This window comes from Serratia sp. DFXYC6 (genome assembly GCF_057196085.1).
The window spans coordinates 63,585-75,888 of the sequence record NZ_JBXUNV010000002.1; the positions used below are offsets into that span (position 1 = coordinate 63,585).

Annotated in this window: 11 protein-coding genes; 4 read left to right on the plus strand and 7 right to left on the minus strand. The window is 53.9% G+C overall.

The window, feature by feature from the left end:
* Positions 1-20: 20 nt before the first annotated feature.
* Positions 21-770, minus strand: a complete 750-nt coding sequence (actS, locus tag AC2CGQ_RS13675) for an amidase activator ActS (RefSeq protein ID WP_025304102.1) — start codon at positions 768-770, stop codon at positions 21-23.
* A gap of 149 nt (positions 771-919) precedes the next feature.
* Between actS and AC2CGQ_RS13680 the strand changes: the two genes are divergently transcribed.
* A complete protein-coding gene (locus tag AC2CGQ_RS13680; RefSeq protein WP_076741306.1) occupies positions 920-1,489 on the plus strand; it encodes an HdeD family acid-resistance protein in 570 nt (189 codons plus the stop codon).
* A gap of 58 nt (positions 1,490-1,547) precedes the next feature.
* Here the strand turns inward: AC2CGQ_RS13680 and AC2CGQ_RS13685 are convergent, their stop codons facing one another.
* The gene (locus tag AC2CGQ_RS13685; RefSeq protein WP_076741305.1) at positions 1,548-2,807 is read right to left on the minus strand and encodes a glycoside hydrolase family 75 protein; all 1,260 of its coding nucleotides are present in this window, start codon (positions 2,805-2,807) and stop codon (positions 1,548-1,550) included.
* 73 nt (positions 2,808-2,880) lie between these two features.
* Complete coding sequence (locus AC2CGQ_RS13690) at positions 2,881-3,606, minus strand: hypothetical protein (RefSeq protein WP_484593723.1); 726 nt, start codon at positions 3,604-3,606, stop codon at positions 2,881-2,883.
* A 607-nt stretch (positions 3,607-4,213) separates the two neighbouring features.
* Here AC2CGQ_RS13690 and AC2CGQ_RS13695 point away from each other — a divergent pair.
* From AC2CGQ_RS13695 to AC2CGQ_RS13705, 3 genes are all read left to right on the plus strand, one after another.
* Positions 4,214-4,828 (plus strand): 2OG-Fe dioxygenase family protein, encoded by a 615-nt coding sequence (locus AC2CGQ_RS13695; RefSeq protein WP_226883068.1) that lies wholly within the window; start codon positions 4,214-4,216, stop codon positions 4,826-4,828.
* Positions 4,825-6,057 (plus strand): cysteine desulfurase-like protein, encoded by a 1,233-nt coding sequence (locus tag AC2CGQ_RS13700; RefSeq protein WP_171404316.1) that lies wholly within the window; start codon positions 4,825-4,827, stop codon positions 6,055-6,057. The genes AC2CGQ_RS13695 and AC2CGQ_RS13700 overlap by 4 nt, the downstream gene beginning before the upstream one ends.
* Before the next feature lie 276 nt (positions 6,058-6,333).
* On the plus strand, positions 6,334-7,326 hold the full coding sequence (locus tag AC2CGQ_RS13705; RefSeq protein WP_031300612.1) for a LacI family DNA-binding transcriptional regulator: 993 nt from the start codon (positions 6,334-6,336) through the stop codon (positions 7,324-7,326).
* A gap of 119 nt (positions 7,327-7,445) precedes the next feature.
* Here the strand turns inward: AC2CGQ_RS13705 and AC2CGQ_RS13710 are convergent, their stop codons facing one another.
* The 4 genes from AC2CGQ_RS13710 to AC2CGQ_RS13725 form a co-directional block, all read right to left on the minus strand.
* Positions 7,446-8,843, minus strand: coding sequence for a c-type cytochrome (locus AC2CGQ_RS13710; RefSeq protein WP_076741303.1), 1,398 nt, complete (start codon positions 8,841-8,843; stop codon positions 7,446-7,448).
* The gene (locus AC2CGQ_RS13715; RefSeq protein ID WP_004931708.1) at positions 8,840-10,492 is read right to left on the minus strand and encodes a GMC family oxidoreductase; all 1,653 of its coding nucleotides are present in this window, start codon (positions 10,490-10,492) and stop codon (positions 8,840-8,842) included. The genes AC2CGQ_RS13710 and AC2CGQ_RS13715 overlap by 4 nt, the downstream gene beginning before the upstream one ends.
* Complete coding sequence (locus AC2CGQ_RS13720) at positions 10,489-11,076, minus strand: sugar dehydrogenase complex small subunit (protein ID WP_015378961.1); 588 nt, start codon at positions 11,074-11,076, stop codon at positions 10,489-10,491. The genes AC2CGQ_RS13715 and AC2CGQ_RS13720 overlap by 4 nt, the downstream gene beginning before the upstream one ends.
* A gap of 374 nt (positions 11,077-11,450) precedes the next feature.
* Positions 11,451-11,921, minus strand: a complete 471-nt coding sequence (locus AC2CGQ_RS13725) for a NanQ anomerase/TabA/YiaL family protein (RefSeq protein ID WP_015378962.1) — start codon at positions 11,919-11,921, stop codon at positions 11,451-11,453.
* Between the last annotated feature and the right edge of the window lie 383 nt (positions 11,922-12,304).

Sequence of the window (12,304 nt, forward strand, 5' to 3'; positions counted from 1 at the left end):
TGCAAGGAGCCGGATTGACGTTAACAGGACGGCGACGATCCCTGCGGCGGCAGATAGCGCTGCGGATCGAGCGCGGTGGCGCGGTAGCGGATCTGGAAATGCAGGAACACCGAATCGGTGCCGGTGCTGCCCATGGTGCCGATCTTCTGCCCCGCTTTCACATCCTGGCCGTTGCGCACCAGCGTGGTGTCGTTGTGCGCATAGGCGGTAATGAAGTCTTCGCCGTGCTTAATCATGATCAGGTTGCCGTAGCCGCGCAGCTGGTTGCCGACGTACACCACTTTGCCCTTGGCGGAAGCATAGATCGGCTGGCCGCGTTTACCGGCGATGTCGATGCCCTTGTTGCCGCCATCGGCATTGGAGTACGCCTGCACGATCCGGCCGCTGGTCGGCCAGCGCCAGCAACGTGCGGCGCCCGGCGGCGGCGTTTGCTTGGCGATCGCGGAGGAAGAAGTTTTACGGCGCGTGGCGGCGGTTTTGGTCGGCGCGCTGCCGCTCAGCCGCAGCTTTTGCCCCACTTCCAGGCTATAAGGAGGGCGTATCTTGTTGATTCTGGCCAGATCGCTGACTTCGCTGTCGGTGATCCAGGCGATGTAATACAGCGTATCGCCCCGTTTGACGGTGTAGGACTTGCCGGTGTAGCTGCCCTTCGGCAGTTTGTCGTAGTCGCGGTTGTAGGTGTTTTTACCCGAACATCCGGCCAACAGCAGCCCCAATGTCAGACACACCGCGATGCGGCGCCACCTCGCCAGCTTGCTTCCTGTGCTCAAATCCTGTCCCCAGTCGTCTTTTCGGTTCTGATACGCCTCAGCCACACAGTGTAACATTTGCGCCGGGTCAGTCAAAAACCCCCAGACGGTCTATGCTAAACAGATAAGGATGACTGATTAATTACCCAACGACGAAATGGAGTACTGTCATGTTGAACCTCGACCGCAATAATCTGCCCCTCCTGAGCGAAGAACTGCTCAAAAAGCAACGCACCACCCTGCTGATCATCGCCTTCCTGCTGCTGGCGGGCGGCATACTGTGCCTGGTCAACCCTTTCGCCTCCGGCGCGGCGCTGAGCATCGTGGTGGGCGTCCTGCTGCTGTTGAGCGGCGCCGGGCTGATTATCGCCATGATCGCCAACCGGGCGCAGAATACCTGGCCGATGATCGGCGGCATTCTGCTGGGCGTGGCCTACCTGATTATCGGCTATGTGTTCATCACCAGTCCGCTGGCGGGCATTCTGGCGCTGGCGGTCTACCTCGCCGTGCTGTTTGCGCTCGGCGGCATCGCGCGCCTGGCAGCCGGCTATATGCGCCGCGGATTGCCGGGCAACTGGCTGCAGTTCGTCATTGGCGTACTCGATTTGATCATCGCCTGGATGCTGATCGGCTCAGGCCCGGCGGCGTCGGTCACGCTGGTGACGGCGATCGTCGGCATCGAAATGCTGGTCAGCTCCTTTGCACTGTTCCAGGCGGCGAATCTGTTTAGAAAAAGCTAAATCGGTAGCCGCCACTCCCTTGAGCGGCGGCTTTGAATAACACGCCAATAAAAATTCCCTAGGGCATTCTTATTGCGTAACGCCATTCCCCAATCGTTGAACCTATACCATCAAGAGAACGTAGGTGGATACCAAAATATTGATTATCAAAAATAGCCGCATAGCCGACCTGCTCGGCAGAAAACGAGACAAAGCAATAAACATGGTCAAATTCCTTGAGGTGGCCAATCGGCCCGGAGACACAGATATCTCCCGGCACCAGACTCGCGCGATTGGTTATCTTCTGCCATCCCTGCTCCAGAGCCCATTCAACGAAATAATCAACATTGATAGACTGTATGCTGCCAAGTTGCGGATAAGGTAGGTCACAAAGTTTAAGGCAACTGACCTGGTGTGCAACGCAGGCATTACTTGTCGCGGTAGGGCTGTATTCCGGCACAAACCAGTCTTCTACTGCTTCCCTGATTGAACGGTAATCTTCTTTAAACATCCCGACAAACCGTTCAGCATTGCTGGGAAAGTGATCATTCCACACCATGGCATCAGCCAGTTGCACAACAAACGGTGCATCTATCGTGACCTTTGTTTTGGGCAGTAGTTGCAATATCAGAGCGAGTTCCTGAGTATCACTATATTCTTTAACATGACTTTCGCCCGATTTCGACGAGATAACCACCGTCGGCGTTCCCTTTACATTACTACCTAACATAACACCGGAGATATCTTCGACTTTCATCGGCAAACTAAAAGGCAAATTTTCCTTGAATAACTCTCTACCATATGCCTGGATCGTTTCAAAACTCACTGTTGCCCCCAAGCTTGCAGAACCTGCAATGACCTCATAGGTCACACCATATCCGATCCCCCTGATTATTTTTTTCTTATTTTTACTCCATGGGTTAACTCCAAGCGCTTCGACTGCGGCAATGGAGGCCTCTCCTATAGAATCTTTTCCACCGATATCTGCACAGATTGCATAGACATGATTATTTCTATAATTTATTTTAGCCATATCTCCCATATTCACAGCGACCCCGGTGATCTTCTTCCAATTACCTGGAATAACAAAATATGGAATAATACGTGCATTAACATAATCTCCCTCACCTCGCCAACCATTCCCTCTTCTTAAGCTAGTTTCCTTTTGCCCTGTCGGATCGATTTCCTCGGCATCAGGACTGCCATCGGCATCCGTATCCGCATCGGAAATAATTAAAATATGGCCATCATCTTTAATCATAACCACAGGATCTGGCATGACCGGCTCATCTGGGGAAGTTCGGTTATTTTTCCATGGGTGGGTGACGATATTTGACATAATGTTACCCTCGTTGAAAGTATGGCATCAAGCGATATATATTCCCGACAAGTACAAAGATATACGTGATACATTATGACGGTTTGTCGGTCATATTAATTCGGCAGAGTTTTATTTTCGATTTAACAGATGCGACCACCAACTCCTTGTCTTCTTTACTGTAAAATTTACTTTCCTGACTCATTGTGACACTCAGCAATTTTTCTTTATTTTGTTGTTCTTTTTTAATGGCTTCCGCCAACGCATCAAGATTAGGCGTGATTAATTCAACACCCGCCTGCCTGACCTCCAATTCATAGGCCAAATCCTCCAGATTCTGGTAAAGATAGTTTCCAATATCAGTATAGTATGCCTTATTAGCATTAATAATTAACGTAATGTCCTGATCTAAAAGGTTGATAGCTTCATACATGCAATTAGCCGATGCCGCAGCCGTCTTGTAATTATAGATTTGCGTTGCATAATTATAATGACCGGGAAAGATATTAGCGCCAGCAGCAATGCCGCCACTGTACATCGCAGTGGTCACTGAACCACTTGCGGCGGAAATCACAGCAACGAGAGTACCAAAAAAACCCACTTCATTATATCCATAGATTTGCTGATAAAGACTTATGTATTTTTCTCGCCATAAATTCCGATAAACCAAAGCGATTTTCTTAATGTTATCAATCATAGGCTTTTTTTCTTCCTCGACCGGCCACGGTGCAGGCCGAGGTGTTTCTACCGGGATCGGATAAGGACTGGTACAGCCAGAAAGCATCCACGCTAATGATAATGAAGCTAATAGATTATTCATATTCCAAGCTCACAACACAGACACTTACTTATAAAAATAGCTCAGCACTTTTTTTCCTCCACTTTTCTAGTTATAGACTTTTAGTTTGAAATTTAAATCTAAAAAACCAACGATAGACTGATATTTTGTTCTTCACAATGGTTTACCTATGCATAAAAATCTTGGATAGAATATATTTGACCACCGCTCCTTTTCACTAAAGTTAAAATATTCAATATAATAAAGCAGACCTCTGCCCTGACGGAAAATCGCCAATAGATATGATAGTCTTGTGCACACTATTCGATAATATGTCCTTTTATCCCTCCCCCCTCATCTGACAGGCAGTGTTCTATCATGCCTCCAATCCTTAGCCAGGAGTAAACCAGGCTTGATTGGGATGCTCTTGTAAAAATGACGCTTACCTCTCATTACCACCGAAAAACGCGTTGATGCCCCCCCCCCTCTCTGCTGTTCACCCCACTTTACGACCGCCGTCACACCTCGCTACCGCTAAATTGCGTTGGTTATAGAGTCGTCTACAATTCAATCGAATTACCCCCTACAACATCAGAAATTATTATTATTAGAGGTGATTATGTTACAGAAACACGAAAACGTAATAAGTATGACTGTACTAAGCCCGCAAGCCACCCAACAGCTGATGCCATCGTTCTCCTCCTTGCCCCACACGCAACACGCCGACGGCAAATATCGCCTGCGCCGTTATTCGGTCGTTAAATACCTCAACCCCAACGTCGCCGAAGTGGGGCCGCGCACCTTCATGCAGTCGGATCAGATCAACCACTTCCAAGGCAATGTGGTACGCCGCTTCGAACCTATCGACAGCGCCGTGTTGCAGAGCGCCGGCATGGCAGAGATGTGCAACCTGTTTGCAGAAAGCAACGAACTGCCGGAAGGCGCCGAGATAGAGATCCACCAGATGCGCGTGGTCGCCATCGAGAAAGACACCCAGGTGGCGCCGGAAGGCATTCACCAGGACGGTTTCGACCATATCGCAATGATCGCCATTCATCGGCACAACATCGTCGGCGGTGAAATCATGCTGTATGACGACAGCCACCACGACCCTTTCTTTAAAAAAGCGCTGGCGGACGGTGAAGCCGTGCTGCTGGCGGACAGCAAACTGTGGCACAACGCCACGCCGATCAACGCCGTGAGCCCGGAAGAAGAAGGTCATTTGGATCTCTTTGTCCTCACCGCGCGGGGGGAGAAAGCATGACCTTTACCCCCGAGCTCGCCCGCGCCCAGTTCAGCGCGCTGTCACAGCAGATCGACGGCAAACCGGCCATCTTTTTCGACGGCCCCGGCGGTGCGCAGGTTTCACGGGGCGTGCTGGAAAAAATGACCGACTACCTGGGAAGGTACAACGCCAACCTGGGCGGCCACTATTTCTCGAGCCGGGTCACCGGCGAGGTGATGGGCCAGGCGCGGGAATCAGTGCGCGCCTTGTTAAATGCGCCGTCGCCCGACAACATCGTCTTCGGCATGAACATGACCACGCTGACTTTCCATCTCAGCCGCATCATCAGCCGCGACTGGCAGGCCGGCGATGAAGTCATCGTCACCGCACTGGATCACTACGCCAACGTCTCCAGCTGGCAGCAGGCTGCCGCCGACAAAGGGGCCGCGGTGCATCAGATACCGCTGGAGAGCGCCGACTGCGCATTGGATGCCGCGAAAGTGTGCGAGCGCATCAACGCCAACACCCGTCTGGTGGCGGTCAGCTACGCCTCCAACGTCACCGGCAGCATCGTCGATATCAAAACCATCGTCGAAGCCGCGCATCGGGTCGGCGCGCAGGTGTATGTCGACGCCGTGCACTATGCGCCGCACAACCTGATTGACGTGCAGGCGCTGGGCTGTGACTTCCTGGTGTGCTCCGCCTACAAGTTCTTTGGCCCGCACGTCGGCATGGCCTACATCGCGCCGCAGTGGTTGCAGCGCCTGCGCCCTTACAAGGTCGAGCCGGCCACCGACGTCGGCCCCGGCCGTTTCGAGACCGGCACGCAAAGCTTCGAAGCGCTGGCCGGCGTCGCGGCCGCTATCGAGTATCTGGCGCAGTGGGGCACGCCCGGTGCGCCGTTGAGGCAGCGTCTGCAGGAGAGCTTCGCCGCCTACCACCAGCATGAAGAGGCGTTGTGCAGCCACTTCCTGCAGCGGCTGCAACAACTCGACGGCGTGCGGCTTTATGGCAACCCCCAGGCGGACAGCGCGCGCCGCACGCCGACCTTCGCCCTGACCTTCAGCGGCCATACGCCTGACGCGATCGCCCGCCGCCTGGGGCAGCACAACATCTGCGCCGGCAGCGGGCATTTCTATGCGTTGGGCTTGGTGCAACAGCTGGGGTTGCAGGACGGCGGCGTGCTGCGCATCGGCATGATGCACTACAACACTCGGGGCGAGATCGATACGCTGTTCAACGTGATCGCCGAAGATATTCTCAGTTAATCCGGCCATATCGGCCCGTTCATCTTATTGAGCGGGCCGAATAAGGTATCAAACTGCCCGTCTTTTCTTCCACCGCGTCCACGGCGCACAGATGCATGCCTTTCTTTCCCCGCGTTACGAAATGCGGAGATAACGAACATATAATGCCGGAGACCGGAATCGGCGCATCGTGCGGTTGTCACCGGATACGGCGGAGGCAGCACATTGCGCGCATTCTCTTTTGACTCGGCAGTGGGCATAATGACAAACACGGTCTGGATCAGATGAGTATGAATGGTGAAGTCGCAGCGCATTACGTTAAATGACATTGCTGTACTGGCTGGTGTCACCAAAATGACGGTCAGCCGCTATCTGCGCACGCCGGACAGGGTTAAACCGGAAACCGCTGCGCGCATCGCCGCCGTGATCGAGGAAGTCGGCTATCAGGCCGATCCTGACAATCCCGCCCTCTATTCCAATAGCCCTCCCCTCATCGGCGTTCTGGTTCCTTCTTTTAACAATCTGATATTTGCTGATGTCCTCGCCGGCATTGAATCCGTGACGTCTGTACAGGGTTATCAGACGCTGGTCGTCAATTATGACTACAACAGCAAACGCGAAGAGGAGCAAATTGCCGCGATCCTGGCTTTTAAGATCAAAGGGCTGCTGCTGACCGAGTCAGTTCATAGTCTGCGGGCGGAAAAATTCCTGAAGACGGCAAAAATACCCGTTGCTGAAATCATGGGGCTGTCAGGCAATGCAGATCGAATTAACGTGGGTTTTGATAATGTGAAAGCCGGCTACGATATGACCACCATGTTGCTGGCCAGCGGTAAAAAACGCATTATCTATTTTGGTTCAATGTCTGATATCCGCGATGAACAGCGTTACACGGGATATTGTCAGGCAATGGCTAACCATGATTTACCTACCGGTCGTATTTCCCCCAATAAGATCTCTTCCATTTCAATTGGGACGGGCATGATGACGCTTGCGAGCCAAATGTATCCGGATATGGATGGAATTCTCTGTACCAACGACGATCTGGCCGTGGGCGTGTTACAGGAATGCCTGGCAAACGGTATCAGCGTTCCAGCGCAAATTGCCATTGCCGGATTTCACGGTCTTGAGATCGGGCAGATCATCACCCCCCGGTTAGCCAGCGTACTGACGCCACGGTATGAGATGGGGAAAGTGGCGACAGAAATCATAATAAAAAAAATTAAAGGGCTGCCGACCATTGAACGTGTCGATCTCCACTTCCGCCTGTCAATGGGGGAGACAATATAGCTTTCCTCGCCAGTCACTTCAGTACTGGCCATAATTGCCCGCTTCGCCAGAAAAACATCACTCGCTATCCCGACCAGAAATTCGGCCAGATGGCGCCACCCACCTGACCGAACGCCCCCTTAACGTGCCTTGCGGCGCCGGAGCCAGAATAGGACCAGCAGAATAATGACGACCGCCGCGACGGCCATGCCAGGCAGAATCATCGGCTGTGCGCGCGCCAACAGCGGTTTCGGGCCCCCGGCGCGCACCTCACTCACGTCCTCCTCAGTCACGCTCAGCGTGCTGTTGCCGTATTTCTGCAGCACGAAGTTAGCGATATCGGCAACCTGCTTATCCGTCAGCTCTCCGACATAGGAACCGGCGCCAAAGCTCGGCATCAGTACGTGCTTGCCGTCAACCCGGCGATCAACCCCCTGCAAAATGGCGGCAATCAGGTTTGACGGATTGCTCGCGGCCGTGGTGGAGTTGTTGAATAGCGAAGGGTAGGCCTGGTTCAAACTGCCGCTGCCGTCCGGCTGATGGCAACTGGCGCAGTAGCCGCTGTAGAGCGCCTCGCCGCTATTGAGCGTGTGGTTGGCGTTGGGCGAATTCATGCCGCGGAGATGGGGCTCAACGTTGTAGTGCGCCTGGCTAAGGCCATTGCCCTGGCGCCCCTCGCCCTGTGACGGCACGGTCTTCAGGTAAGTTGCAATCGCCCGCAGCTGCCGGTCGGTCAGGTATTGGAAGCTGTGCTCAACGGCTTCAGCCATTGGCCCCGCAGCTTGTGCGCGCCCTTCCGCCCGACCGGTTTTCAGGTAGTCCACTAACTCCTGCTCGCTCCAGTCGCCGATCCCTTCCTGGCGATCGGCGGTGATATTCGGCGCGTACCAAGCCCCCAACGATGCCCCCATCAGGAAGCGCGAATTGTCTTCCGCCATCAGCACATTACGCGGCGTATGACAGGTTCCGCAGTGAGCCGGGCCCTGCACCAGCGCAGCCCCCTCGTTCCACGCCTCACCTTTCGTCACATCCGGGGTGAAACGCCGATTGTCCAAATAAAGCATGTTCCACACCGCCATGGAGAGGCGGATGTTGAACGGAAACGGCAGATCGGTTTGGCGCTTGGCCGGCTCATCGACCGGGGCAACGCCATGCATGAAATAGGTATACAACGCGTGGATCTCGTCATCACTCAGACGGGTATAGGCGGTGTAAGGCATTGCCGGATAGAGATACGTCCCATCTTGCCGGATCCCAGAACGCAGAACGTCGGCAAACGCCGCTTCAGAATAGCCGCCGATGCCGTATTTTACCGATGGGGTGATATTGGTGGCGTAGATAGTGCCCATGGGAGAAGCAATGCCGTACCCCCCGGCAAAAGGCTTGCCCTGCTGCTGCGTATTCGTATGGCAGGCCATGCAGTCCGAGGCGATAGCCAGCGCTTGCCCTCTAGCGATCAGATCGCCGTCCTGGGCATGCGCCGCGAAGCCGCTTCCCAGCAGCAGCGTCGCTGCCAGCGAGTGGGTGATTTTATTCATTTGCTCTCCAGGGCGCGCAGTACGTCATTGGCCGCCTTGAGTCCAAGCGCCGCCATCGTCAACGTGGTGTTGACAACGCTGGCTGAAACCATGGCGCCTCCACCCGGGATCCAAAGGTTGTCATGATCGTGGGCGCGGCAATTGCCGTTCACCACCGAGTTCGTGGGATCGCTGCCCATGATCGTGCCGCCCATAATGTGGTTGTTGGCATTCAGCTTGTCGTTAATCACAAACTCTTGCGCATCGAACAAGTCGCCAATCTGCCGTAGCTGGATTTTGACCACTTCCAGCCCTTTACGCACATAATCGCCGACGTCGTAGTGGATGTCCGGGCAGGCCAGGCCATGCTTGTCTTTGCGGGTGGGGCTCAGGGTCAGACGGTTGTTCGGGTCCGGCAGCGGTTCCAGGCTGATGGAGAGATCCACCGAGCGGCTGGCGCGATCGCGCACTTCATCCTGCAGCGCCTTGCCGACCTTGCCCGTTTTCAGGACTTCAAGGGCGGAGGGGATCACCCGGTTGATGTTGTTGATGATGATCTTGTTGGCGGAGTGGTCGCTGCGGAACGCGCCGTCACGATACCCCACCATGCAGCTGCTCTGCGCCGGGCCGCGGCCAACCCACAGGGCCTCTCGCGCCAGGAAGGAGCAGTGCAGGCCAGAGTGATCCATCATGTTGCGCCCCACCTGATCCGAGCTGTTCGCGATGCCGTTCGGGTTCTTTTCGTTGGCCGCCAGCAGCAGTAAGCGCGGGTTCTCAATCCCATTGCAGGCCAGAACGAACGTTTTACCGATCGCCCGATGGGAGTTATGCGCCGTGTCGTACCAGTGAACGGCGGTGACGCGGTTATTGTCGTCGGTGTCAATTTTGTACACCACCGCCTCGGGGATCACCTTCGCCCCCTTGTGTTCGGCCCGTTCAACGTGGTGAATGCCGTTGTACATCGCCCCTATAGGGCAAATCGGCTGGCAATTGTTATTGCCGCAGCAGGTGGGCCGTCCGTTCCAGGGGCGGGTGCTGCGGCCTTGCGGAATGGGCACCGATTTAAAACCGTGAGGATTAACAATCTCAGCAATGCGTCTGTCGCCGTAGGCCCAGGGCACCATGTCCATCGGGTAAGGCCCGCTGCGTTCCGCAGGGGACTGCCACTCCGGATTATTCGGGCCGGCAACGCCTATTTCCTCTTCGGCTTTCGCGTACCACGGTTCGATATCTTCGTAGGAAATAGGCCAGTCTCTCCCCACGCCATAGAGGGATTTCATGCGAAAATCATTGGGATGGTTGCGCCAGCAAGAAGCGGCCCAGTGCCAGGTGGTTCCCCCCACCACACGCAAATAGCCCTGTTTAAAGCCTGAGCCATTGGGGCCGGTCAGTTTGATATAGTCGTTCTCCGGGAAATAGAGCGGCGCGGTGGCGTACTCCGATTGCGGGTAAAGCCCCTGAAAATCCGACCCCGCACGATTGTGCAGTGGCATATTGCGCCAGTTTTCCACAGCCTGTGCGCGCTCAATGCGCGGGCCTGCCTCAAGCACCAGCACCGAGTAGCCCTGGCTCACCAAAGCATCCGCCATCAGACCGCCCACAATACCGGAACCGACAATGACGACATCGGCCTCTGCATCGCCGGAAGCATTAATTATTGGGCTTTTCACACGCGGTCCTCATATTTTTTATCGGCTACGGCAGGCAAATCTGTTGCGGGAATGGAAGGTTGGCGGGTAACGCCCGGCGGCAAGCCGGTCCACCACAGCGGGCCAAAATTGCACCAGGTCGGCACAATCAGGGCATCCTGAACCGTGCGATACATCAGCGCCTCTTTATAACTAATCAACTGACCCTGCTCAGCGTTTGAAGGATCTACGGTTCCGGTATACCACGCGGTCACGATCGCCTGGATAAGCTCCCTCTGCCCCTGTTCAATCGCATGTCGGTTCAAGGTTTCCGCATCGGTGGCTTGCTGGCTCAGGATGAACAGGGCGTTGAGTTGCGAGTTCAACTGCGGAAAATGTTCGCGCAGTGCGGAAAAATAGCGGGCGGAGAGTGTGACGTCCAAATCGTCAAACTCGGTAATTTTTCTCGAAATTTGCAAAAATTGCGCGTATTCAACGGGCGAGGCGGCAATTTGCGCCCGTTCGGCATAGGTTATATTTGAATAAGGCAACAGGCTGGCGGCGACGATGACGCCCACCATTTTCCCCAGCGCCTCCCTGCGGGTAAGCACGATTTGCAACGACATTATTAGCTCCGAAATAATTTATTTTTATATAGTTTTTTTAATATCTATCAGAACGCAGGCAAACCAAAATAAAAAATTGTGCTAATGGGGAGGAACCGCATTAAAAGATCAAGGCGTTATGAGATTGGCTACATCGACTACAGAGGTAAACTCCGGCCTTAATGATGTGATGTGAACCTGAAGCAAATATCCCTGTAAATAATACGGCGTAATCTCTGCCGTACATTTATTCAACCCAACTCAATTTTTAAAATTTAGGGGCTATGGCTTTGACGGGAAAGGCGCATTCTTCGGAATCGCTGCAGACGGCGGATGAACGAGGCTTTCCGCCGGGCAGCCTGAAGTAGCGGTACCAGCCGCCGCTGAACGTCTTGCTACGTCAGCAGGGCGCCGTCGATTTTCGCCACAATTTTACGCAGAACTGCCGGCGTTGTGCAGGTACTCATCGGGCGATGCAGCTCCCCCGGGAAGATAACGGCCAGTTCACCGGGTTGCAGGTGGATGAGAGTCTCACCGGGGATCGCCGGGCTAAACCCAAGGTCGTGCGCCTCGTTAAATGGCTCACTCAACGGCAAAGGCAGCCCCAGAACTCCGGCGCCAATCACTTCTCTCCCTTCCAGGACAAGATGGATATCCAGATACTGGCGATGAAACTCCGGCTTCTGGTCGGCCAATAGTTTGGTTTCCCCTTCAACGACGTTAAAGAACATCTGTTTACCCTGCACCTGATAGTGGCCGACAGGTAAATTGTACGGCTCACTTTCAATAATGCTGGCCAGCATTTTTCGAATGGCTGCCGGATAGAATTTATTATTTACGGCAGTGGTTAAGGCATCAATAATCATAATATTTTCTCTGGTAGGTATCGATTCGGTATTTCACCGACAAGAACAATGGCTGGGTATTTTTATGGCAACAGGCAATCTCGGCGTAATTACGGTAGAATCGCTATTAGATCGTTCTACGGGCGCCACTATGAATAAGCAACAAAGCAAACCGCTTTCTTGTTAATATTTACAGCCTATCACCACTGTGAGTAAACTCCACCTGAAAGGCTATTCGGCATGGTGAAATAAGTCATGACCTATCTCACGGTTTTTAGCCGCTTAAAACTGTGACAAAAGTCACTTAATTAAGTGTTACGAAACGACGTTACTTATCCTGTGATCCACGGCAGAAAATCACTGGATATTCACCGCTCTCACCAAAATCGCTCGATTCCGCCTTC

What these genes read in the sequence shown, in the direction of transcription:
- AC2CGQ_RS13680 (WP_076741306.1), top strand. Translation starts at nt 920, where the DNA reads ATGTTGAACCTCGACCGCAATAATCTGCCCCTCCTGAGCGAAGAACTG.
- AC2CGQ_RS13685 (WP_076741305.1), bottom strand. Translation starts at nt 2,807, where the DNA reads ATGTCAAATATCGTCACCCACCCATGGAAAAATAACCGAACTTCCCCA.
- AC2CGQ_RS13690 (WP_484593723.1), bottom strand. Translation starts at nt 3,606, where the DNA reads ATGAATAATCTATTAGCTTCATTATCATTAGCGTGGATGCTTTCTGGC.
- AC2CGQ_RS13695 (WP_226883068.1), top strand. Translation starts at nt 4,214, where the DNA reads ATGACTGTACTAAGCCCGCAAGCCACCCAACAGCTGATGCCATCGTTC.
- AC2CGQ_RS13700 (WP_171404316.1), top strand. Translation starts at nt 4,825, where the DNA reads ATGACCTTTACCCCCGAGCTCGCCCGCGCCCAGTTCAGCGCGCTGTCA.
- AC2CGQ_RS13710 (WP_076741303.1), bottom strand. Translation starts at nt 8,843, where the DNA reads ATGAATAAAATCACCCACTCGCTGGCAGCGACGCTGCTGCTGGGAAGC.
- AC2CGQ_RS13720 (WP_015378961.1), bottom strand. Translation starts at nt 11,076, where the DNA reads ATGTCGTTGCAAATCGTGCTTACCCGCAGGGAGGCGCTGGGGAAAATG.
- AC2CGQ_RS13725 (WP_015378962.1), bottom strand. Translation starts at nt 11,921, where the DNA reads ATGATTATTGATGCCTTAACCACTGCCGTAAATAATAAATTCTATCCG.